At 46.9% G+C, this 23,413-nt stretch carries 20 protein-coding genes (1 of these 20 cut by a window edge); 17 read left to right on the top strand and 3 right to left on the bottom strand.

The window, feature by feature from the left end; genetic code table 11:
• Positions 1 to 38: 38 nt before the first annotated feature.
• From betA to NBZ79_RS08870, 8 genes are all read left to right on the top strand, one after another.
• Positions 39 to 1,706, top strand: a complete 1,668-nt coding sequence (gene betA, locus NBZ79_RS08835; protein WP_251937604.1) for a choline dehydrogenase — start codon at positions 39 to 41, stop codon at positions 1,704 to 1,706.
• A gap of 34 nt (positions 1,707 to 1,740) precedes the next feature.
• On the top strand, positions 1,741 to 3,207 hold the full coding sequence (betB, locus tag NBZ79_RS08840) for a betaine-aldehyde dehydrogenase (RefSeq protein ID WP_251937607.1): 1,467 nt from the start codon (positions 1,741 to 1,743) through the stop codon (positions 3,205 to 3,207).
• A gap of 129 nt (positions 3,208 to 3,336) precedes the next feature.
• Positions 3,337 to 4,239 carry an EamA family transporter gene (locus NBZ79_RS08845; protein WP_256470327.1) on the top strand — a complete coding sequence of 301 codons (903 nt, stop codon included), beginning with the start codon at positions 3,337 to 3,339 and terminating at the stop codon, positions 4,237 to 4,239.
• A 116-nt stretch (positions 4,240 to 4,355) separates the two neighbouring features.
• Positions 4,356 to 5,516, top strand: coding sequence for an acetylornithine deacetylase (argE, locus tag NBZ79_RS08850; protein WP_251937613.1), 1,161 nt, complete (start codon positions 4,356 to 4,358; stop codon positions 5,514 to 5,516).
• 150 nt (positions 5,517 to 5,666) lie between these two features.
• Positions 5,667 to 7,259, top strand: a complete 1,593-nt coding sequence (locus NBZ79_RS08855) for an ABC transporter substrate-binding protein (protein WP_251937615.1) — start codon at positions 5,667 to 5,669, stop codon at positions 7,257 to 7,259.
• Positions 7,260 to 7,335: 76 nt separating this feature from the next.
• Entirely contained in the window at positions 7,336 to 8,313 is a 978-nt protein-coding gene (locus NBZ79_RS08860) for an ABC transporter permease (RefSeq protein ID WP_251937618.1), read from the top strand.
• A 9-nt stretch (positions 8,314 to 8,322) separates the two neighbouring features.
• Positions 8,323 to 9,252, top strand: coding sequence for an ABC transporter permease (locus NBZ79_RS08865; RefSeq protein WP_251937620.1), 930 nt, complete (start codon positions 8,323 to 8,325; stop codon positions 9,250 to 9,252).
• 9 nt (positions 9,253 to 9,261) lie between these two features.
• Positions 9,262 to 10,989, top strand: coding sequence for a dipeptide ABC transporter ATP-binding protein (locus tag NBZ79_RS08870; RefSeq protein ID WP_251937622.1), 1,728 nt, complete (start codon positions 9,262 to 9,264; stop codon positions 10,987 to 10,989).
• Positions 10,990 to 11,105: 116 nt separating this feature from the next.
• Here NBZ79_RS08870 and NBZ79_RS08875 read toward each other — a convergent pair whose 3' ends face one another.
• On the bottom strand, positions 11,106 to 12,188 hold the full coding sequence (locus NBZ79_RS08875; protein ID WP_251937625.1) for a M14 family metallopeptidase: 1,083 nt from the start codon (positions 12,186 to 12,188) through the stop codon (positions 11,106 to 11,108).
• 156 nt (positions 12,189 to 12,344) lie between these two features.
• Here NBZ79_RS08875 and NBZ79_RS08880 point away from each other — a divergent pair, with 156 nt between their 5' ends.
• Both NBZ79_RS08880 and NBZ79_RS08885 read left to right on the top strand, forming a co-directional pair.
• A complete protein-coding gene (locus NBZ79_RS08880) occupies positions 12,345 to 13,355 on the top strand; it encodes a glutathione S-transferase family protein (protein WP_251937628.1) in 1,011 nt (336 codons plus the stop codon).
• Between the two features lie 299 nt (positions 13,356 to 13,654).
• Complete coding sequence (locus NBZ79_RS08885) at positions 13,655 to 14,290, top strand: CGNR zinc finger domain-containing protein (protein ID WP_251937630.1); 636 nt, start codon at positions 13,655 to 13,657, stop codon at positions 14,288 to 14,290.
• 11 nt (positions 14,291 to 14,301) lie between these two features.
• On the opposite strand, the gene NBZ79_RS08890 is transcribed toward NBZ79_RS08885, so the two are convergent.
• Together NBZ79_RS08890 and NBZ79_RS08895 are read right to left on the bottom strand one after the other, a co-directional pair.
• The gene (locus tag NBZ79_RS08890) at positions 14,302 to 15,816 is read right to left on the bottom strand and encodes a malonate--CoA ligase (protein ID WP_251937633.1); all 1,515 of its coding nucleotides are present in this window, start codon (positions 15,814 to 15,816) and stop codon (positions 14,302 to 14,304) included.
• Positions 15,817 to 15,841: 25 nt separating this feature from the next.
• Entirely contained in the window at positions 15,842 to 16,510 is a 669-nt protein-coding gene (locus NBZ79_RS08895) for a GntR family transcriptional regulator (RefSeq protein WP_251937636.1), read from the bottom strand.
• Between the two features lie 182 nt (positions 16,511 to 16,692).
• Between NBZ79_RS08895 and NBZ79_RS08900 the strand changes: the two genes are divergently transcribed.
• The 7 genes from NBZ79_RS08900 to NBZ79_RS08930 form a co-directional block, all read left to right on the top strand.
• Entirely contained in the window at positions 16,693 to 17,709 is a 1,017-nt protein-coding gene (locus NBZ79_RS08900) for a TRAP transporter substrate-binding protein (protein ID WP_251937638.1), read from the top strand.
• Between the two features lie 87 nt (positions 17,710 to 17,796).
• Entirely contained in the window at positions 17,797 to 18,321 is a 525-nt protein-coding gene (locus NBZ79_RS08905) for a TRAP transporter small permease subunit (RefSeq protein WP_251937640.1), read from the top strand.
• Between the two features lies 1 nt (position 18,322).
• Complete coding sequence (locus NBZ79_RS08910) at positions 18,323 to 19,630, top strand: TRAP transporter large permease (RefSeq protein ID WP_251937643.1); 1,308 nt, start codon at positions 18,323 to 18,325, stop codon at positions 19,628 to 19,630.
• A gap of 8 nt (positions 19,631 to 19,638) precedes the next feature.
• A complete protein-coding gene (locus NBZ79_RS08915) occupies positions 19,639 to 20,961 on the top strand; it encodes a malonyl-CoA decarboxylase (protein WP_251937646.1) in 1,323 nt (440 codons plus the stop codon).
• A gap of 187 nt (positions 20,962 to 21,148) precedes the next feature.
• The gene (locus NBZ79_RS08920) at positions 21,149 to 22,069 is read left to right on the top strand and encodes an SDR family NAD(P)-dependent oxidoreductase (RefSeq protein WP_251937649.1); all 921 of its coding nucleotides are present in this window, start codon (positions 21,149 to 21,151) and stop codon (positions 22,067 to 22,069) included.
• An 11-nt stretch (positions 22,070 to 22,080) separates the two neighbouring features.
• Complete coding sequence (locus NBZ79_RS08925) at positions 22,081 to 22,938, top strand: MaoC/PaaZ C-terminal domain-containing protein (protein WP_251937652.1); 858 nt, start codon at positions 22,081 to 22,083, stop codon at positions 22,936 to 22,938.
• A gap of 36 nt (positions 22,939 to 22,974) precedes the next feature.
• Positions 22,975 to 23,413, top strand: partial view of a nitroreductase gene (locus NBZ79_RS08930; RefSeq protein ID WP_251937655.1) — the 5' portion only. It continues 233 nt past the right edge of the window; 439 of the gene's 672 nt are visible here — the first part of the coding sequence; it begins with the start codon at positions 22,975 to 22,977; the stop codon falls past the right edge of the window.

A 23,413-nucleotide genomic window follows, 5' to 3' on the forward strand; every position in this document is an offset into this window, starting at 1 on the left:
ATAGTCTCCCATATTCATTATTTAAATTGATTGAGACGATGGCAAAAACCGACGCGTTTGATTATGTGATTATAGGAGCCGGATCGGCCGGATCCGTGCTGGCGAACCGGCTTTCTGAAGATGCGGACGTTACGGTATTGCTTTTAGAGGCCGGCGGCAGAGCCCCTTGGTGGGATTGGCGTATACATATGCCATCTGCCTTGAGTTATCCTATGCATACGGCGTCTCTTGCCTGGCAATATTATACGGAACCGCAAAAATATCTGAACAATCGGAAATTATACTGGCCGCGCGGCAAAACGCTCGGCGGTTCCTCTTCAATTAACGGTATGTGTTATGTCAGAGGACATGCGCTGGATTATGACGGCTGGGCAAAACTTCCGGGCCTGGAGGATTGGTCCTATGCAAATTGTTTGCCTTATTTCAGGAAAGCGGAAACATATGATCGCGGGGCTGACGAATATCGGGGAGGGGATGGTCCGCTTAACGTGTCAGTTGGACCTTGCGAAAATCCATTATACAATGCCTGGATAGAAGCTGGGCAGCAGGCAGGGTATCCGTTTTCAGAAGATATGAACGGGTATCAGCAAGAAGGCGTTGCCCGGATGGATATGACAGTCCACAACGGACGTCGCTGGAGTACGTCACTCGCTTATCTTGAGCCAGCGAAAAAGCGACCCAATCTGACCATTCGGACAGGCGCGTCCACGCGGCAGATTTTATTTGAAGGCGTCAGAGCAATTGGTGTTGAATATGGTACGGGCCGGGAGAAATCTACCGTAAAAGCCACAAGGGAAGTTATTTGCGCCGCCGGGTCAATTAATTCGCCACAATTGTTGATGATCTCCGGTATCGGTCCGGGGGAGCAGCTTCGCCAATTGGGGATAACGCCGAAAATCGATCTAGCTGGCGTTGGACAGAACCTTCAGGATCATCTTGAGCTATATGTCCAGCAGGAATGTACGCAGCCAATTACCCTATATAAAGTAATGTCACCGCTGGCAAAGATGAAAGTCGGAATGGAGTGGATGTTCCTTAAAAAGGGATTGGGAGCAACCAATCACTTTGAATCCGGCGGTTTTATTCGAAGTGAGCCTGGAATTGAGCATCCGAATTTACAGTATCATTTTCTGCCAATGGCGGTTCGATATGATGGCGGAAATCCGACAGATAGGCATGGATATCAGGCACATGTCGGGCCGATGCGATCCAATAGTGTTGGATATATGACCCTTCGCAGCGGAAATATAGATGATGCTCCAATATTGGAGCCAAATTACAATTCCACCGAAGAAGACAGGCGTGAACTAAGAGATGGGGTTAAGCTGACACGGGAAATTTTTGCGCAGGCCGGGTTTGATCCCTATCGTGGGAAAGAACTGGCGCCTGGCGCAGACGTCAAAACCGATGACGAAATTGACGCCTTTGTGCGTGAGACGGTGGAAACAGCATACCACCCAAGTTGTACCTGCAAGATGGGGACTGACGAATTGTCTGTAGTTGATCATGCCGGCAAGGTACATGGAGCTGAGAATCTAAGAGTTGTCGATAGCTCGATCATGCCAAATATTGTGAGCGGCAATCTAAATGCACCAACTATTATGATGGCGGAAAAGATTGCGGACCTGATCAGGAATGTGGAGCCGTTACCGGCAAGTAATGCCGCTGTCTACAAATCCCGCAACTGGCAAGATGCACAAAGATAGTTTTCTATTTAACCAACATTACTAAGGAATTGAGATGGCTAGCACAACGAACTTACCACTATTCATTGGCGGCAAAGCTTGTAAGGCAATTTCTAGAAAAAAATTCGAAAATATAAATCCGGCATCCGGGAAGAAAATTTGCGACGTTGAACAAGCCGGCAGACGTGACATCGAAAAGGCTGTTGTCGCAGCGAGGAAGGGATTTGCTGTCTGGTCGGCCATGAGTGGTACGGAACGCGGGCGTATCTTGATAAAAGCTGCTCAAATCCTTCGTGAGCGCCGTAAAGAGCTGGCAGAAATTGAAGTCAGGGACACAGGTAAGCCTATTTCTGAAGCTTTGGTTGTCGATATCGATAGCGGGGCAGATGCTTTGGAATTTTTCGGTGGTCTGGCGGCGGATATCAAGGGCGATCACCATGATTTGGGCGAGAGTGCCTTCGCCTATACCCGTCGGGAACCTTTGGGGATATGTGCAGGTATCGGTGCGTGGAATTATCCTATGCAAATTGCCTGCTGGAAGACCGCACCTGCCTTGGCCTGTGGCAATTCAATGATATTTAAGCCTTCTGAAATGACTCCCACAAATGCGTTTATGCTTGCAGGCATATTGAAACAAGCGGGGTTGCCGGATGGTGTTTACAATGTTGTTCATGGCATGGGCGAAACGGGTCATTTTCTCGCCAGCCACCCGGACATAGATAAAATCTCGTTCACTGGATCCGTGCCGACAGGCAAGCTGGTTTTGAAGGATGCAGCTGAAACGGTCAAATATGTGACCATGGAATTAGGCGGAAAATCACCTCTTATTATATTTGATGACAGCCAACTTGATAATGCAGTTTCGGCAGCAATGAATGCCAATTTTTATACTCAGGGTGAGGTCTGTTCTAATGGAACGAGAGTGTATGTCCATGAAGACATCCATGACGATTTTATAGAAGCGTTGAAAGAACGAACTGAGGCCATGGTAATCGGCGATCCTATGAGTGCGAAGACGCATATAGGGTCGCTTATTAATAAATCCCACCTGGAGAAAGTTCTGGAATATGTTCGATTGGGCATCGAAGAGGGTGCGTATCTAGTATCAGGTGGAGAGGAAGTTGCCGTAAAAAAACTTTCCGGCGGTAGCTTTATGTCTCCCGCAATTTTTACCGCTTGCCAGGATGATATGCGGATTTGCCGGGAAGAAATATTTGGTCCGGTCATGTCGGTGATGAGTTTTCGGGAAGAGGAAGAAGTTATTAACCGCGCAAATGATACCGAATTAGGTTTGTCCGCAGGTGTTTTTACTCAGAATTTGGCGCGGGCACATCGCGTCGTCGCGAAGTTAAGGGCAGGGACATGCTGGATCAATAACTATAATTTGACACCCATCGGTGTTCCATTTGGTGGCTATAAGCAGTCCGGTATTGGCCGTGAAAACGCCGCAGGAGCTATCGAGCATTTTACCCAGGTAAAAAGTGTCTATGTAGAACTTGGCGATGTGGAGTGCGATTACTGATCTAAATTCACGTTAAAAATGCAGATTGTTTCCAACTGGTCGGGCCGGACATTATTTTGAGATGTTGACATCCATGGATATTCTGCGCCAATAGGGGAAACCAAGAACCAATCTGAGACATTCTCCCCGATGGAAGCCTGGATACCAATTACAATTTTTGCTGCGTTCTTTCAAAATGTCAGAACAGCAATGCAAAAGTATCTTAAGGATCGTTTGAGTACGGGCGGGGCGACTTATGTCCGGTTTATATTCGGCGCACCATTTGCCCTCCTTTACATCCTCGGTCTTGACCATTTTACAGACTTATCCATTCCGTCACCGAATATTGAATTTGGCATGTTTGCTGTCGTCGGTGGATTGGCTCAGATTCTGGCTACAGCTCTTCTGGTTTCGTTGTTTAGCTTGAAGAATTTTGCGGTCGGAACGACCTATTCAAAGACAGAAACCGTGCAAGCAGCAATTTTCGGCATCGTAATCCTGGGGGAAAGTTTGGGATATGGCGCTAGCTTGGCAATTGTAATCAGCTTCGTTGGTATCCTTCTCATTTCAATGTCGAGCAGTTCATTCGGGTTTCGTGAATTTTTGACAGGCTGGACCAGTAAGGCGGCAGCTTATGGCTTGTTGTCTGGCGCTTTTTTCGGTATTTCGGCAGTATCATATCGCGCCGCCGCACTTGCGCTTGGTGGCGAGGGCGCCATTGTACAAGCCGCCTTTACGCTCGTATGTGTTCTTTTCTTTCAAACGGCTGTTATGACCGTTTATCTACCAATTCGAGAGCCCGGACAAATCGTCAAAGTGATGAAAGCTTGGCGTGTCGCCATATTTGTCGGTTTAACCGGTATGCTTGGGTCGGTCGGTTGGTTTACTGCGATGACATTACAAAATGCCGCGTATGTTCGCGCTTTGGGCCAAATTGAACTGGTTTTCACTTTTTTGGTTTCATATTTCTATTTCAAGGAAAAAACAAACAAGATCGAAGCGACCGGTATTTCGCTGATTATATTGGGTATTCTTGTCCTGCTGCTTGATTAACTCCGGTCTCACAATAACCTCCTATGCGAAGTTAAAATCAGGGCTATCTCTTTGTGAAAAGCTGGTATATGGTTCCGAATATAAGTGGACGTCAAACAATATTGGGGGAGTAATACGTGACGCCAACCTATTCTGCGATTGAGATGATTGAAAAGCTTGTATCCTTCGATACAGTTTCGCGAAACTCCAACCTGGGTCTGATCGATTTTGTCGCGGATTACCTCGCAGAGCATGGTGTTGAATCTGAAAAGGTATTTGACGAGACGGGGCAAAAGGCCAATCTATATGCGACTGTAGGGCCGAATATTGAAGGTGGCGTAGTCCTGTCCGGGCATACAGATGTCGTTCCGGTCGATGGCCAGCCCTGGGATACCGACCCCTTTACCATTGTTGAAAAAGACGGAAAGCTTTACGGGCGCGGGACGTCTGACATGAAAAGCTTTTCTGCGATCGCATTGTCACTTGTACCCAAAATGCTTGAAAAGCCGTTAACGTCCCCAATCCATTTTGCCTTATCTTATGATGAGGAAGTAGGCTGCATTGGGGCGCCGTTGATGATTGAACGCATCGCCGAAAATATTCCTGCACCCAGAGCCGTCATTGTCGGGGAACCAACGATGATGAATATCGTCTCGGCCCATAAGGGAATTATTACATTAAAGACAACTATTACGGGGCGTGAAGCCCATAGTAGCCTGGTTGAAGATGGTGTCAGTGCCGTGATGACTGGCGCAAAATTGGTAAGCTTTATTGCTGACATGATGGCCGAAAACAAACAACGTTCCGATCCATCTAGCCCGTTTTCACCAGCTTATACGACAATACATTGTGGGGTAATGAACGGCGGCACGGCAGCAAACATTATTTCGCGGCAATGTACTTTCCTCTGGGATATCCGGCACATACCAGAAGATGATCCCATGAGTTTTGTGGACAGGTTCAACCATTACTGTGAAACAGAGCTATTGCCGGAAATGAGAAAAATTGCCCCCGAAGCAAGCATCGTCACTGAGCTTACATCGACTGTTCCCGCCTTGCGGCCGGAGGATAATGGTGAAGCGGAAATGCTGTGCAAAGCTATTACGGGGCAAAATGAAGTAAGCGCTGTATCATATGCAGCAGAAGCAGGGCAGTTCCAGGAAGCGGGTTTCTCTACAGTAATATGTGGACCCGGTTCCATAGGCGTTGCCCATCAACCCAACGAGTATATTGAAATTAGCCAGGTGAAGGCGTCCGAGCAGTTTATTACCAAGTTAATCGACAGATTAGGCAAGTAATGAATATGCTTGTAAGCCCATAGACATAGAAAAAACTATTGGTTAGTCTCAATTCCAACGGCTGCACATGTTTTTAAATGATGTAGCTAAAAACAGCCCTTCTTTGGGCTAGCACACTAACAGGTACTAATTAACTTACAGGGAGTTAACATGAAATTACGTACAGGACTATTGGCCGCGGTGGCTGCTGCCGCAATTGCAGTTGCAGCACCGGTTCAGGCTAAAGAGTTTAAATTTGCATTCCAGGGAGACTTGAGTTCCTTGGATCCGCATTCACTCAATGAATCATTCTTGCTCGGCACACTTGGCAATATTTATGAAGGATTGGTCCTTTATGATGAGAATATGCAGGTGATACCGGGATTGGCAGAATCCTGGAAAACGGTAAATCCAACGACATGGGAATTTAAACTCCGTAAGGGTGTCAAGTTTCACGGTGGACAGGATTTCACGGCGGATGATGTGATTTTCACCTGGCAGCGGGCTGGAAGCAAAGGGTCTGACCAAAAAACCCGTGCTGGTAAAATTAAAAATATCACGAAAGTTGATGATTATACGATACTTGTAGAAACGCCAGCACCTAATCCGATTTTGGTGCGGGATTTGAATTTCCTTTACATCATGGATAAAGAATGGTCAGAGGCAAACGGTACGACGAATGCGACATCTGCAACAGGGGATGACAAAGGAAACTTTGCTAACTTGAATGCAAATGGAACGGGCCCGTTCATGGTAAAAAGCAACCAGGCTGACGTTAAGACAGTTATGGTTCGCAATGAGAACTACTGGAAGGATATTCCATCAAACGTAACTCAAATTGACTTTACACCAATTAAGGAAGCTGCAACACGTGTGGCGGCTTTGGTGTCGGGCGAGTTGGATCTGGTTTATCCGGTTCCCGTGCAGGATTGGCAGCGTTTGGAAGAATCTGATGGTGTAAAACCATTGGCAGGACCAGAAGCCCGGACGATTTTCTTTGGTATGGATCAATCGCGCGATGAGCTTCTTTATTCCAACATCAAGGGTAAAAATCCCTTTAAGGATATCAAGGTTCGTCAGGCAATGGCCCATGCGTTAAATCTTGATGCAATCAAGCAAAAAGTAATGCGCAATGCAGCTACACCAGCTGGCTTGATGGTTGCACCACAGATCAATGGATTTAATGAAGCGTTGAACCTTCCATATCCATATGATCCGGAAAAAGCGAAAGCGTTGCTTGCAGAAGCCGGTTATCCGGATGGATTTGAAGTGACAATTGACTGCCCGAATAACCGGTATGTCAATGATGAGAAAATCTGTCAGGCCGCAGCGTCAATGTGGGCAAAAGTCGGTGTTAAAGTTAATGTTCTGGCGCAACCAAAATCCAAATATTTTGGTAAAGTTCTGGAAACCGGTGGATATGATACAAGCTTTTATCTGCTAGGTTGGACACCAGGCACGATGGATAGTGAAAATGTATTATCCTCGCTGATCGCATGTCAGAATAAAGAAACCAAACGTGGTCTCTTTAATTTAGGCAACTATTGCAATCCAAAAATTGATGAGCTCTCCGCTGCAGTTGGCAGTGAGACCGATCAGGATAAGCGGAATGCAATGATTTCTGAGGCATTTGACATCCTCAAGAATGAATATGGTTATTTGCCAATTCATCAGCAGCCTTTGTCTTGGGGTGTAAGCGATCGCGTTACTGTGAACCAGCGTGCGGATAACGTACTGGATTACCGCTACGTCGTCGTAAAATAGACCCGCTATATTCAAGGCCTGCTTTTTAAAGAAGCAGGCCTTGTTTCTTTTTTGTGTCTGTATTTGGTTTTAAAGAATGATTTCATTTGTTTTCAAACGATTGCTGCAGTCAATTGTCGTAATGCTAACAGTTGCACTGATTGCTTTCTCCATGTTTCGCTATGTCGGTGACCCTGTAAATAACATGGTAGGCCAGGATACGACCGACGAAGAAAGGGCGGCATTGACAGAGCAGTTGGGATTGAACGATCCATTTATTGTTCAATATGGCCGCTTTGTTCTGAACGCAATTCAGGGTGATTTCGGAACGTCGTATAAATATCGTCGGCCGGTCAGCGAGCTAATACTTGAAAGATTATCTGCTACGCTGGAGTTATCATTTGTTTCGGCCATATTGGCTCTTGGTATTGGCATTCCTTGTGGCGTTTATACGGCGCTTCGAAGTAAGGGTGCATTGTCCAGATCTATCATGACGCTATCACTTGTTGGGGTTTCTTTACCAACATTTCTGATAGGCATACTTCTTATCTTACTGTTCGGCGTTATCTTGAGATGGCTGCCGACATTTGGGCGGGGTGACGTTGTCGATGTGTTTGGCTGGTGGACAACAGGCTTTCTGACCATATCAGGCTTAAAATCACTCATTTTACCATCAATTACACTCGCCCTGTTTCAGATGACCTTGATTATGCGTCTTGTTCGGGCAGAAATGCTTGAAGTGCTGCGCACAGATTTTGTGAAATTCGCGAAAGCTCGCGGACTACCTGACCGGGCTGTCCATTTTAAGCATGCTTTGAAAAATACATTGGTGCCTGTTATTACCATTACCGGATTGCAACTCGGCTCTTTGATTGCGTTTGCCATTATTACGGAAAGCGTCTTCCAGTGGCCCGGGATGGGTCTTTTGTTCGTGCAAGCTATTGCCGATGTGGACATACCGATTATGGCTGCTTACCTCGTCTTGATTGCCTTCTTCTTCGTGGTCATAAATATGGTCGTTGATATTCTTTATTATGCTGTTGATCCGCGCTTGCGTGCGGATAGCGACAGCTAGGAGAGCTGCATGGAACAAACAATTGAAAAGACACGCCTGCAGCGCTTTTTCAGCAGCGATGTATGGTTCAGTTTCAAATCCAATCCAGTTGCGATTACGTCGCTGGTTGTAACAATCTTGATGATACTCGGGGCTGTTTTTGCACCGGTATTATCTCCTCAAGATCCCTTTAATCTGGCGGCCATCGACATTATGGATGCAAGCATGCCGCCGGCCTGGAATGAATATGGCGATGCGCGGTTCCTGCTTGGTACAGATGATCAGGGGCGAGGCATTCTCTCGACTATTCTGTATGGAGCCCGTATTTCATTAATTGTTGGATTCTCGTCTGTGATCTTTGCCATGATTGTGGGCATCGCCCTTGGATTGATCAGTGGATATGTAGGGGGACGAACGGATGCAATTATCATGCGTATCGCCGATATTCAGCTGTCCTTTCCCGCGATCTTGATTGCCCTGCTGATTGATGGTGTTGCCCGGGGTGTGGTTCCAAAAGAGATGCATACCGATTTATCTATTTATGTATTGATCTTTGCGATCGGTATTTCGGGGTGGGTGCAATATGCGCGGACGGTCCGCGGCTCCACGCTGGTTGAAAAAAACAAGGAATATGTACAAGCAGCTCGCGTGATCGGGATCCGCCCGCTAACGATTTTGCGGCGTCATGTTCTGCCAAATGTTATGGGGCCGGTGATGGTTATTGCGACAATCCATTTGGCACTTGCCATCATTACGGAGGCGACATTATCGTTTCTGGGGGTTGGTGTGCCGCCAACAACGCCTTCTCTGGGTACGCTTATTCGTATCGGGAACGAATATCTGTTTTCCGGTGACTGGTGGATCACTATTTTTCCAGGCGCTGCCCTGGTGATTTTGGTACTTGCTGTTAATCTTTTGGGCGACTGGTTACGTGACGCCCTTAATCCAAAGTTGAGGTAGGAGGCGAGTATGGACCTACTTAATATCAATAACCTCCGGATCGAATTCCCCAGCCGACATGGAACGGTCGTTGCGGTGGATAATGTTTCATTGACGGTTCAGCCGGGTGAAGTATTGGGTGTGGTTGGTGAATCCGGTGCAGGTAAGTCAACGATCGGTAATGCCGTTATTGGTCTGTTGGAGCCACCGGGTGAAATGACCGAAGGTCATGTGCTTTTAAAAACGGAGCAGATCGATACATTATCCCAGGAAGATAAACGAAAAATTCGTGGTCGCCGCATTGGGATGATATTTCAGGATCCGCTAACATCGCTTGATCCGCTGCAAACGGTTGAACAGCAACTGGTGGAAACCATTGAGTTGCATTTGAAGCTTGGTGAGAAGAAATCTCAGGAACGTGCCGTAGATTTACTGCGCCAGGTTGGTATTCCTGAACCAGAAATGCGGATTAAAAACTTTCCGCATCAGTTCTCCGGAGGCATGCGCCAACGCGTTGTTATTGCACTTGCATTATGCGCCGAGCCGGAAGTAATTATTGCGGACGAACCGACAACGGCGCTTGATGTTTCTATCCAGGCGCAAATCCTGGAGTTAATGCGCCGCTTATGTAAAGACAAACAAGTCGGCATGCTGATTATTACCCATGATATGGGGGTCATAGCGGATATCACGGATCGCGTGGCCGTCATGTATCACGGTAAATTGGTAGAAGAAGGGACGACGGCCAAAATTCTTGGAGATCCCGATCATCCTTATACCAGAAGCCTGATTAGTGCTGTACCACGCCCGGATATTCGCCTGAAAAGATTCCCGATGGTCAATTATATTGAGGAAGAGGGGGAGCGAACCAAAGACCTTGATCTTTCAACACATTGGCTTGGGAAAGTAAGGGATTTTGACGATGTGGACGGTCCTCTGTTGAGCCTGAAAAATCTGGTTATGACATTTGTTACCAAACCTGCGTTGCTAAAGCGTAATCGCGTCATGTTTAATGCCGTGGATGACGTGTCCTTCGACATTGAACAAGGTGAAGTTTTTGGGCTGGTCGGGGAAAGTGGAAGTGGAAAGTCCACGGTAGCGCGCATGGTGTGTAGTCTCTATACACCAGCGGCGGGCGAAGTGAATTTTGCGGGAACGGATTTAACGAAAATTAGGTCAGCGGATCAGTTGGATTACTTCCGCAGACAAATGCAGATGATCTTTCAGGATCCTTTCTCATCCTTGAACGGCCGTATGCGCGTTATGGATATCGTCGCGGAGCCAATAAGATTCCATAAATTGGCGTCCAACAACCGGGAGGTCGAACAAATTGTAACCGATTTGCTCGACCATGTGGGTTTAGGGGCGCAAGCGGCAGTCCGATTCCCCCATGAATTTTCAGGTGGTCAAAGGCAACGAATTTCAATCGCCAGGGCACTCGCAACACGCCCCCGTTTTTTGGTATGTGACGAACCCACGTCAGCATTGGACGTATCTATTCAGGCGCAAATTTTGAATCTTCTCAAAGATTTGCAGGAAGAATTAGGCCTGACGATGCTGTTCATTAGTCATGATCTACCCGTAATTCGTCAGATGTGTGACCGCGTTGGCGTCATGAAAATGGGAAAGCTGGTTGAGGTCTCGGCGACGGAAACTCTGTTTGAGAACCCGAAGGCGAAATATACGCGCGAACTGCTCGACTTGATGCCGAGACTGGATAAATTGTCCCACAAGGGCCTCGAGCTTGAAGAAGCATAAGGCACGCGTTTAAAAACATTTAAAAAAAGCACGGAAAAACTCAATTTCCGGAAGCGTTATAGGAGTAGTTGTTACAGTAATATTGGTAAGAACTACTCCTAGTATGATCTCGTCAGTTATGCTTTGTCCAGTCCGGCCAACGCCATATGAATCATGGAAATGCCCCTATTCCAGATCATTTCCTTCCAGTCGTCTGCGTCGCAGTAAAAGGCATCACGGACTTGTTTTTTGATGGCTTTCCCCTGGTCACTGTTTATGTCCCCCTTAACATAAAGCCAATTGTCTGCCCGCAATGCATTTAACACCTCCATGACCGGAAGAGTGCCATATTCGATTGCAACGCAAGTATGTGATGCATTCGGCGCCATTTGGGTGACACCGTTGTCGATTGTACCGCGTACCACAGCTGACGATGAAGTCCCTGCCTCTGGTGACGTAACATCATCCCCATACCATTCCATAGCACGAGGAAGTCCTGAGGGGTTGCCAACATAAATTGGTTCACCATGTCCATAAGGACCTAGGCCTGTATGAAAATCCAGCAAGGCCAGATGCTTGCTTTCTCCAGCATGTTTGGAGACGACGCTGCGCAGGGTCTTGTTCGTCCAGGAAGGCTCGAATCCACCAAAGAAAACCCCGTCCTTGTGAATATGCTGCCCTCCGGTAACCGCAGCTTGATACGTCGGAAGTCCTTTTTCAGCAATATAGTCTTGAATTTTTGCATCCGCCGCTGCATGTGCAGGTCCATCCCAGTCGTCTGGAATAATCAAGGGATGCACTTCCGCATAGTCGGGGTTCGCCGGGAGGCCTTCTGAATAATCCAGGAAATTTCGATTGAGATCTATATTATTCTCGTTTACCCGCCGGACATGTGAAAACCCATAGGGATTGATGGCATGAATAAGTAAAACAGCTGTATCGTCTGGCAAGCTGTCAAACATATTGTTTCGCAGCATTCCGACTTGCACACCGGAGCCGCAAAAACCTTCACCGCCATGTGTTGCGGAGGAGATAATCAGAACCTTACTGGCGTCACTAGGTCCAATTCTGGCGACGTCCATGTATAGCTCTTCACCTTCCGCGCCCTTTGCCTCATTATTCAAATGGCTCTCTACTGAAATTTCAAGAGTTTTGCAGGCATCCAGGAATTGATGCCGGGCTATGGCATAGGTCGGTGAGAAATAATCTGGGATATTCATAATCAGGCTTCTTTTCCTTTTATATTTTAAGCTCGAATTATAGCAGCCTCCTCTGATTTAACGAACTTTTTTGAGTTTTTCGGGAATTTTCTTTACTGTCATACTGCGTCAGTAAATTATAAAAACTATGAAGCCAAATTAAATGGATATGGGGAAATGACTGAAGATAATTACATACTTTATGGCTCTGAGTACTCACCGTTTTCGGTTAAAGTCAGATCCTATTTTAGATATAAAAACATTCCGCATGAATGGCGCCCGCGAACGCATGATAATCTTGCAGAATTCCAGAAGCTCGCCAAATTGCCGCTTGTGCCTCTTGTCGCGGGGCCGGAAAACGAAGTTTTACAGGATTCAACACCTATCATGGAATTGATGGAAACGCGGTATCCGGAAAAATCCATTTGTCCAGAAGATGCCGAATTGTCATTCTTATCCTTTTTGCTAGAAGATTACGGAGATGAATGGGTCAATAAACCTATGTTTCATTATCGTTGGTGGAATGATGCTGATCAAATTGCTGTCGCTAACGGTTTGGCGCAATCTGCGTTGCCCAATGGTGATGCGAACGCAAGAGAGAAGCTAGCTGCTCAAATTCGCACTAGAATGGTGCCAAGATTGAGGTTCGTTGGCTCCCATGAGGGAACTAGGAATATCATTGAAAGTTCGTTTGATACGCTTTTGATGCGGCTGGAGGGTCATTTAAAGCGCAGGCCGTATATATTTGGTGGACGACCCAGCTTTGCGGATTTCGGAATTTGGGGGCAGGTATATAGCTGTATGCTACAGCCGACAACAAAGACCATCATTTTAGAGAATTTTCCTGAAATTGTTTCCTGGATTGATCGGATGCTGGATCCGAAAGAAATGGGGGAGTGGGAAGATTGGCAGCATATTGCACCGACATTGGAGCCGTTGATCAAGGGTGAGATTGGTGAGTTGTATTTGCCATGGAGTGTTGCCAATTCCAAAGCCGTGTTTGAAGACGCCAGTGACTTTTCAGTTGAACTGCCATTGGGCCTGTTTACCCAGCAAGTCGCGAAATACTCGGCACGCTCCCTGCAGGCACTGAAAGATAAATTGAGTAAAGTTGAAGATAGAACGAGACTTGAAGAAACGTTATTAAAAAACAATTGCTTATCAGCTCTTGTTGCTGAAAACTGGTAATTGTCTCGTCATCAACCATAATTTCGCCAGATTTCACGATTATGTCATTCTATTGGCAATATGCGACATCTTATAAAAGCAGATCAGCCCCCTGTCTAAAACACTAACCAGTGATGTTGATCATATATGTATTACAAAACAATTGTTTAGCAGTCTGTCTTTATTTTTTAGATGTTGTAGTTTTCCAATAAATATGGTTAATATTTGGTATTTAAACTAGTATAATCGTGTATATTGGTGTAGGATTTGGCATGTCGTCAAAGTGATGCATTTTTGGAATGGAAAATCGGAGTGGGCGTGTGGCGAAGTTAAGTGCTCTTGTGAAAGCCGGAGTTGTGAATACAGAAGGGTATTATACTTTGGGGGGGCGATTGGCAATTGATTTTGCCAATAGCCACGAACGCATTGGCCAGGAGGCTGACGGTCTCAGTACGTTTGAAGATCTCCTAACTTTTTTGAAGTCCCACGGTCATCTTCATGAGGATGAAGCTTCCGATCTGCATATGTTTCTGTTTCAAAATCCGGGCCGTTGCCAGGCTGTCGTGGACAGTTTGACTAAATTACGGACGACCTTTAAGTCCGTGCTTACGCAAATGGCGCAGGGTTGGCCTGCCGATCCCGGATTTTTCGAGGAAATAAACAGCCATCTCGCAGTATTTAAGAGTTTCCATAAAGTTGTACCGACGGAAGATGGAATGGAACTCAAATCTGTTATTGCGGAAGAGGGGCCAGAAAAACTTCTTTTTCCGATTATCCGTGACATTGCAGATTTCTTGGCTTCTGATCATCCAGAGAAAACAAAAATTTGCGCAAATGACGATTGTGGTTTGTATTTCGTAAATTTATCTCGAAATGGCCGCCGGCGTTGGTGCTCTATGTCAACTTGCGGAAATCGGGCTAAGGTCAACGCGTATTTGAAGCGGCAGGAAGCCTGATTGTTTCCAGTTCACATGTCTTCCAATGCGCGATCACGTAAAGCGTTTTTCTGAACTTTCCCCATTGCATTGCGCGGTAATGCGTCAACAACATAAACCTGTTTAGGCACTTTAAAATTCGCAAGCTTTTCTTTTATAAAAGCGATGACATCCGTCGCCTGTAAATTGGTGGTGCTTGCAGTCGGGACGACAAATGCTATTACGGCCTCTCCGAAATCTGCATGAGGGCGCCCAACAATGGCACTCTCTTCAATCCCGGGCATTTCATCAATAAAACTTTCGATTTCTTTGGGATAAACATTATATCCTCCTGAAATGATGAGATCTTTTGACCTGCCGACAATTCGATAATACCCGTCATCTCCTTTACGTGTCATATCTCCCGTAATGAAATAGCCGTCGCTTCTGAACTCAGCGGCTGTTTTCTCCGGCATCTGCCAATATCCTTTAAAAACATTTGGTCCTTTAATTTCAAGAATACCAATCTCGCCTTCCGGTACCGGTTTGCCCGTGTCATCGGTGATGCGTACGTCATTATCGAGTGGGAAACCAACTGTGCCTGCTTTACGTTCTCCATCGTAAGGATTGGTGGTAATCATTCCAGCTTCCGTCATGCCATAACGTTCGAGGATGGTGTGGCCGGTTCTCTGTGAAAAAGCATTAAAAGTTTCTTCGAGTAATGGCGCAGATCCCGCTGTGAATAAGCGCATATTACGGCAGGACCCACTTGATAGATTGGGCTCGGAAAGTAGTCTCACGTAAAATGTCGGTACTCCCATAAAGACCGTTGATTTGGGAAGATAGTCAAGCACTGTTGACGCATCGAATTTCGTTAAAAAGATAGTTTTGATGCCGGTTAACAGTGCGCAGTGGAGGGCGACAAATAATCCATGTACATGAAAGATCGGAAGGGCATGCAATAAAACGTCCTGTTGATCGAAATGCCATGCCTTATGTAATGACCTTGCGTTAGAAGCCAGATTGTCATGTGTCAGCATGGCGCCTTTTGATCTGCCGGTTGTCCCGGAAGTGTACAAGATTGCCGCCAGATCATCAGCCGCACAGGAAACCGTTTCGAATTTCACGGAGCAAGCAGCTGTGCCTTCTGATAGGCTGCCGTGACCATTTAAATCGAGGGTCAAGACCTCTAAAACACCAGCTTTCTTAGAGATTTCAGATATCTCCTTAAGGGAAGAGGGGTCACATACAACAATGGCTGGAGATGCATCACCGACAAAATAGTCGATTTCAGCGGCTTTATACGCCGTATTGAGGGGTAAATACACTAACCCCGCGCGTAAGCAGGCGAGGTAAAGAATGACCGCTTCTACGGACTTTCCAACTTGCACGGCGACCCTGTCCCCCGGTTTTGCGCCAGTGTTGACCAGTAAATTAGCCATCTGAGCGGATTGCGTGCCTATTTGCTCGAAACTATAAGTTTGAACATCGGGCCCTTCAAACGCTGTTGAGGATTTGTCAGCCGGGAAATGCTCTTCAAAAAGAGTGTAAAGATTTTTATTTGTCATAATGTGCTATGGGTACTTTAAATTACTAAGCTGAGTTGCGGAGGTAGTGCGCAGGGAGCGTTGCCAGAAAATCGGTAAAACGCTCTCCCTGAATGGTAACATGATCGCGCGTAAGCTTTTCTGCAAGGGTAGAATTACCATTGAGAATAGCCGTGACCAGTGCATCATGTTCACTTGATGAAGAAATCATTCGTCCAGGAATTCGAACCTGTAACCGACGGTGCGGGGACAGTCTTTGACGAAGGTCTTTGGTTTGTTTCTCCAAAAAGGCATTGTGGCTTGCCTGATAAATCAAATTATGCATGTGGGTATTGCGTTCATAGTATAAGTCATGCTCTTCGCCGCTAGCCAGTGAATCACATGCCTGATGTGCTTTCAAGAGAGCTTTTTTCTCTTCGGGGGTAATGCGTCGTGCGGCCAGTTTGGCGCAAGTTGCCTCAAGCTCTGCCATTACTTCGAACATATTCATTAGGTCTTGGACAGATATCTCAGCGACGATTGCCCCTCGACGTGGCCGGATTTCGATTAGTCCAGTGGCCGAAAGCCTGTTCAAGGCTTCACGGACCGGCGTCCGGGAGACACCAAATCGTTCGGCGAGAATGGTTTCATCCAAACGTGTCCCAGGTGGCAAAGTTCCTGTCACAATTTCCTGTTCCAAGACAGGCAAGAGTTCGTTAGCGCGCGAAGTCGACATAATGCATCCAATCCTAATTCAAGGTTACTCTAGCATTATTTTTGTGTGCAGGAAATTATTTTTTGTATACAAGAGATGAATTGTCACATACAATCCTTTGCGGCGGCTCGCTTCAGGTGCAAAGTGGGCGGCACTTAATTCTATCGCTTCAAAGCGGCTCTGGTTCTGGGAGGAACAACAAAATGAAAACTAAAAATATTATATCAAAAACTGTACCCTTGGCGATCGCAGTTGGCGTCGGGCTTTCCGCATTGACAGGCTTCACAGCGCAAGCAGAAACATTAAAGGCATCGCATCAATGGCCTGGCGGTAAAGGCGATGTGCGTGACGAAATGGTACAGATCATTGCCCGTGAAGTGGGCAATGCAGATGTCGGTATTGATGTAAAAGTATATCCGGGAAAAAGCCTTTATAAGCCGAAGGAGCAATGGGGTGCAATGGTGAAGGGGCAGCTCGATATTTCGGCTTTCCCTTTGGCTTATGCCGCCGGACGCCACCCGGAATTTGACGCGACACTTATGCCGGGCCTCGTGAAAAATCACGATCATGCCATGCGCCTGAACAGTTCGCCCTTTATGGACGATATCAAGCAAATTATAAATGATGCGGGCGTTGTCGTATTGGCAGATGCCTGGCTGGCAGGTGGATTTGCCTCCAAAACAACATGTATTACAAGCCCCGAAACCATGAAAGGGCAAGTGACGCGCGCGGCGGGTAAAGCTTTTGAGCAAATGCTTGTTGGAGCAGGGGCTTCCATTGCTTCCATGCCGAGCTCAGAAATTTATAATGCAATGCAAACAGGCGTTCTCGATGCGGCTAACACGAGCTCCGGCAGTTTCGTTTCTTATCGAATTTACGAGCAGGCAAAATGTTTGACAGCACCGGGCGACAACGCCCTGTGGTTTATGTATGAGCCGCTTCTGATGTCCAAGAAAAGTTATGACAAGCTAACGAAAGAGCAACAGGATGCCTTAATGGCGGCTGGTAAAGTTGCTGAAGACTTTTTCTTTGGCGCCGCAAAGGGCCTCGATGACAAGCTTGTAAAAGCTTACACCGATGCTGGTGTTGAGGTTGTCACCATGACGCCGGAGCAAGCGAAAGCATGGCGCGATATCGCCAATGAAACATCATATAAATCCTTTTCAGAAAAAGTTCCGGGTGGTGATGTCCTGATCAAGAAAGCATTGGCCGTCGACTAAACCGATTGCCGAAAACTCCTGGTATTGTCGAGGGGGCAATGCCGGGAGTTTTTCGTTATACCCGCTTACCCGCGAGGGGGAACCGATATGTCCAGTTTTATCCAATTTATTCAATTTCTTTCAAGGGTGTTCGGGGTATTCGCAGCGTTACTTGTCACCTCTGCCATACTTGTCGTCTGCCAAATGGTTGTTCTACGTTACTTTCTCAATGCGTCAACAGCCTGGCAAACGGAATATGTCACATATGCGATTGTGGCGGCCACGTTTCTGGGTAGTCCTTATGTCCTGCTGGTAAAAGGGCATGTAAATGTCGACTTGCTGCCTCATTACCTGTCGCCGGGAGGGCGAAAGGTGCTGGCTCTTGTTGCAGCAGTATTAGCGCTGACTTTCTGTGCAGTTTTGACCTGGCAGTCTTATGAATTCTTCTTCGAAGCCTATGAGACAGGATGGCGAACAGATACAGTTTGGGAATTGCCCTTATGGATTCCGTACCTACCCATGTTCGTGGGCTTGCTTTGGTTATGTGTGCAATATGTTGCGGATATCTTCGCGGTTGCCTTTAATCTGCAAGAGCCTTTTGCCAAGCCCGATAATCTTCTGGAAGGGGAATAAAATGGATCCCCTTATTATTGGCCTGCTTGCTGCAATCGTTGTTATCCTTCTTCTTGCGACAGGGATGCCTGTAGCGTTTGGATTAGGTCTCGTATCCATCGCGTTCCTGGTTTTTTTCGAAGGCCTGGATAGTCTCACGGTTATTGCGGAAACGTTCTTTGCCGGTATCGGTGAGTTTTCACTGGTTTCTATTCCGATGTTTATTGTCATGGGGGCTGCGGTAGCGTCGTCACCTGCGGGTAAAGATCTTTTTGAGGCGCTTGATCGATGGCTGACGCGCGTACCAGGTGGATTAATAATCTCAAATATTGGCGCCTGCTCGGTTTTTGCCGCATTGAGTGGATCATCTCCGGCGACTTGTGCCGCCATAGGCAAGATGGGTATCCCGGAAATGCAAAAGCGGGGATACCCCGATAGTCTTGCAACAGGCGCCATAGCTGCCGGCGGGACGTTGGGCATATTGATACCGCCGTCGGTTACGATGATTGTCTATGGAATTGCGACGGAAACCTCTATTGGGCGGTTGTTTCTTGCCGGCGTTTTGCCAGGGCTGCTCCTAACAGCTTTATTCATGGCTTGGGCCATTTTCTTCGCCTGGCGGAGCGGCTATGATTTTCGCGAAAAAATCGGAAGTTTTTCCTGGCGCCAAAAATTTGAAATCCTTCCGCGTGTTGCACCGTTTTTGGCCATTGTAGTCGGTATTCTATTTGTCCTTTATGGTGGTGTCGCGACGCCGTCAGAGGCGGCCGGTGTTGGCGCATTCTTTTGCCTTGTTCTTGTCGCCGTGATTTACAAAATCATTCAACCAAAAAAGATTTGGGAAATCCTGAGTAGCTCAACACGTGAAAGCGTTATGATCTTGATGATTATCGGGTCGTCCGCCCTGTTTGCTTACACTTTATCCAGCCTATTCGTGACCCAGTCTGTCGCGGAATACATAGCGGCACTTGATGTGAATAAGTGGGTATTGATGGGCATGATCAATGTCTTTTTGCTGATCGCTGGATTCTTTTTGCCGCCCGTTGCCGTGATTGTCATGACGGCGCCAATATTGCTCCCTATAATAATTAGTGCAGGATTCGATCCTTACTGGTTTGCGGTTATCTTGACTATAAATATGGAAATCGGCTTGATTACGCCACCGGTGGGACTAAACCTGTATGTTATTAACGGAATTGCTCCTGAAATTTCACTGCCCACAATCTTGAAAGGCGCTCTTCCATTTATGCTTTGTATGATCGTTGGCATTGTAATTTTATGTATTTTTCCTGAGATTGCGACCTGGCTACCAACGAAAATTATGGGATAAAGTAAACGATGAGTCCGACATTTGTTTCGCAGATTTTTAACTCGATTGCCGACACCGGACGGGAATTGCTTGACCTGGGAACGGGAAAATCCCGCAACCATAGTATTGAGGGGTTGTGCCGGGATTTATTGACGCAAAAAGGGGAGGCGTCCGGTATGGCGCTTGCCCGTGAAGCGGTCGAGGTTTGGGCAGGGTTGACGGAGGAAGAACAGCTTAATTTCCTGTTGTTTCTCGATAATGAAATGTCACCGGATCAGGTTCGAATTGATAAAGCGGTAGCAGCTTATCAAATGGATCAGAGCCCGCAGAATTACCAATATTTGAGTGCTGCGATTGAGGCGCCCAGGCAAGAGCTTATGCGCAGGATTAACTTTGCGCCGGGTGGGACGGCGGCGATTGTAGGTATGCGAAAGAACCTGGTAGGCTATTTGAACGAATATCCGCAGCTTAAATCTGTCGACAACGACTTGAAGCACCTTCTCAGTTCCTGGTTCAATCGTGGTTTTTTGTCTCTGGAACGGATCGACTGGCGTACCCCAGCAGTTATTTTGGAAAAGCTGATTGAGTACGAAGCAGTTCATGAAATTGACGGATGGGAAGATTTGCGTCGTCGTTTGGATAGTGATCGGCGATGCTTCGCGTTTTTTCATCCAGCCTTGCCGGATGAGCCGTTAATATTCGTTGAAGTTGCTTTGGTTAAAGGGTTGGCAGATGCAGTACAACCTCTTTTACAGCAGGAAGCGGAGCGGGGAGATCCGCGAAAAGCGGATACGGCTATTTTTTACTCCATTAGCAACTGTCAGGATGGCCTGAAAGGCATAAGTTTTGGAAACTTCTTGATTAAACAGGTCGTGGCAGAACTTTCAACAGAACTCCCGAATTTGAAGCATTTCGCTACATTGTCTCCCGTTCCCGGCTTTATGAAATGGCTCACGTCAGTCAAAGGAAAAATTGGCGGTATTCCTTTTAAAGAAATCGGGGCGGTTAAGTCTTTACTTAGGGAAAATGAATGGTTCAACAATGCATCAATCCTTGATCAAGTGAAGGAGCCGCTTGAAAAACTATGTGCACATTATTTAGTGAATGAGAAAAGCCGCGAACGACCGCTCGATCCTGTGGCTCGCTTTCATCTAGGTAATGGCGCTCGGCTGGAGCAACTCAATTGGATGGGGGATAAATCAGCGAACGGTTTGTCTCAGTCCGCAGGATTGCTCGTAAATTATTACTATAATTCGAAAGACATTGAGCGAAATCATGAAGCCTATGCCAACGAAAGAAAAGTGGTGGCGTCCTCTTCTATACAGTCCCTTGCCAAAGCGGGTAAAAAGTAGGGTGACCTAACTGTCCGTAGAGCCTCTGTTTGTCTCGCAATATTTTTGTCGACTGCGGCTGGCCATTGCTTATAATTCAATCCAATGTCCATGATTATTTCCGTCGCCTTAATTTGCCGATTGAAACATTCATTCATGAATGTTAGTGTCTCGTGGATTAACAAAAAACAAGAATAAAGGGACTGAGATGTCAGAAGAGAAAATGCTTCAAGGTAAAGTAGTTGTTGTCACCGGCGCAGGTCGTGGGATTGGCCGTGGAATAGCGATTATGGCCGCTGAGCATGGCGCAAAAGTTGTTGTTAATGATCTTGGCGGAACAGAGCAGGGCGACGGTGCAGATCAAATTCCGGCGATGGAGGTTGTCAAGACAATCGCAGATGCGGGCGGAGAGGCGATTGCCAATTTCGGAAATGTGGCGAATGCTGACGATGCCGGTCAAATGATTGAAGATGCCCGCTCGAACTTTGGAAGTATTGATTGTATCGTCAATAATGCCGGTATTCTTCGGGATGTCATTTTTCACAAAATGTCAGAAGCGGAATTTGATGCAGTGATTGCAGTGCATCTGAAGGGAAGCTTCAATGTGAGCCGTGCTGCGGCACCCTATTTCAGGGAGCAGCAAAGTGGCTCATTCGTCCATATGACATCGACATCCGGATTGATCGGTAATTTTGGTCAGGCCAATTATGCGGCTGCAAAACTCGGTATTGCCGGCCTGTCTCGTTCAATTGCGCTTGATATGTCTCGTTTTGGTGTACGATCAAACTGTATTTCACCTTTTGCCTGGTCGCGCTTGATTGGTACTATTCCGCAAGGGACTGATGCAGAACGTGAGCGAGTTGCCAAAATTCAGCAAATGACACCTGAAAAAATTGCACCGCTTGCCGTGTATCTTTTGGCGAACGCTGCAGCGGATATCACAGGGCAAATATTTGTCGTCCGGAATAACGAAATCTGTCTAATGAGCCAACCACGCCCGATCCGGAATTTGCAGGCATCTGAAGGTTGGACACCGGAGACTGTCGCCTCGCGTTTCGGACCTGCGGTGAAATCCTCTCTCGTACCATTAGAGCGTTCCGGCGATGTATTTTGCTGGGATCCGGTGTAAGGAGAGGAAGTATGGCGATTGACTATGATAAACTTATAAACTGGAAGTTCGATGATATCGAACAGACTTATACGACAAAGGACAGCATTCTTTATGCGTTAGGCGTCGGTGTATCCATGGATCCTCTGGATATGGATCAACTACGCTTCACCTATGAAGAAGACATGTTGGCTTTGCCGACCATGTCTGTTGTGCTTGCCTATCCGGGATTTTTCCTTAAACAACCTGAATTTGGTGTTGATTGGGTGAAAGTTCTGCATGGAGAGCAAGGCATTGAGATCCACAAAACTCTACCTGCTGAGGGAACTGTCGTTGGCACCACGAAAATTACCGAAATCATCGATAAGGGTGAAGGTAAGGGTGCCTTGATGTATTCCACACGCGAAGTTCGGGAAAAAGCGAGTGGTGATCTCTTGGCGACGCTTTCTTCCACAACTTTTTGTCGCGGTGATGGTGGTTTCGGTGGACCGTCAGTCGACGCACCTAAACCTCATACATTACCTGATCGTGCGCCTGATAGTGTTGTTGAGCTTCCAACTTTGGACCAAGCTGCCCTTATCTATCGATTAAGTGGCGATTTCAATCCATTGCATGCGGATCCCCGGGTTGCAAAATCCGCAGGCTTTGAAGCCCCAATCCTACATGGTTTGGCGTCACTTGGCGTTGCAGGACATGCATTGGTGAAACAGGCATGTGGGTATAATCCGGCAAAACTTAAATCATTGAAGTTGCGGTTTTCCGCGCCGGTATATCCGGGGGAAACCATCGTTACGGAAATGTGGCATGACGATACAGTAACGTCTTTCCGATGTCGGGTTAAAGAACGTGACTTGGTAGTTCTGAATAACGGTCGGGCTGAGATAGCCTGATACCGTTCAGCAGGTTTCGATAAGCAGGAGAATAAGGTGAAAGTTTCAACAGCGATTGAGACGCGCATGACAGTGCGTCAATTTTTACCGACACCTGTTGCCAAGGAGACGATCTGTGAAATTCTGGAGATTGCCAAACGAGCTCCTTCGGGTGGCAATCTCCAGCCCTGGAACGTGCATGTGCTGGTCGGTGATCCCTTGGCAGCCCTTGTCAGTGATATCGATGAAAAAATTGGCAAAGGGATTGAGGAAGAACCGGAATATAACGTTTACCCTCCGGAGTTGGTGGATCCCTATAAAACAAGGCGGCGGGTTGTTGGTCAGGCGCTTTACGAACTTATCGGAGTTCCGCGGGATGACTTGCCCGGAAAGCTTAAGCAGCTTTCCCGGAATTTTCGATTTTTTGATGCGCCTGTCGGTCTGTTTTTCGTTATGCACCGCCAAATGGAAATCGGACAGTATGCGGACTTGGGAA

This window comes from Sneathiella marina (assembly GCF_023746535.1).
Lineage (GTDB): Bacteria > Pseudomonadota > Alphaproteobacteria > Sneathiellales > Sneathiellaceae > Sneathiella > Sneathiella marina.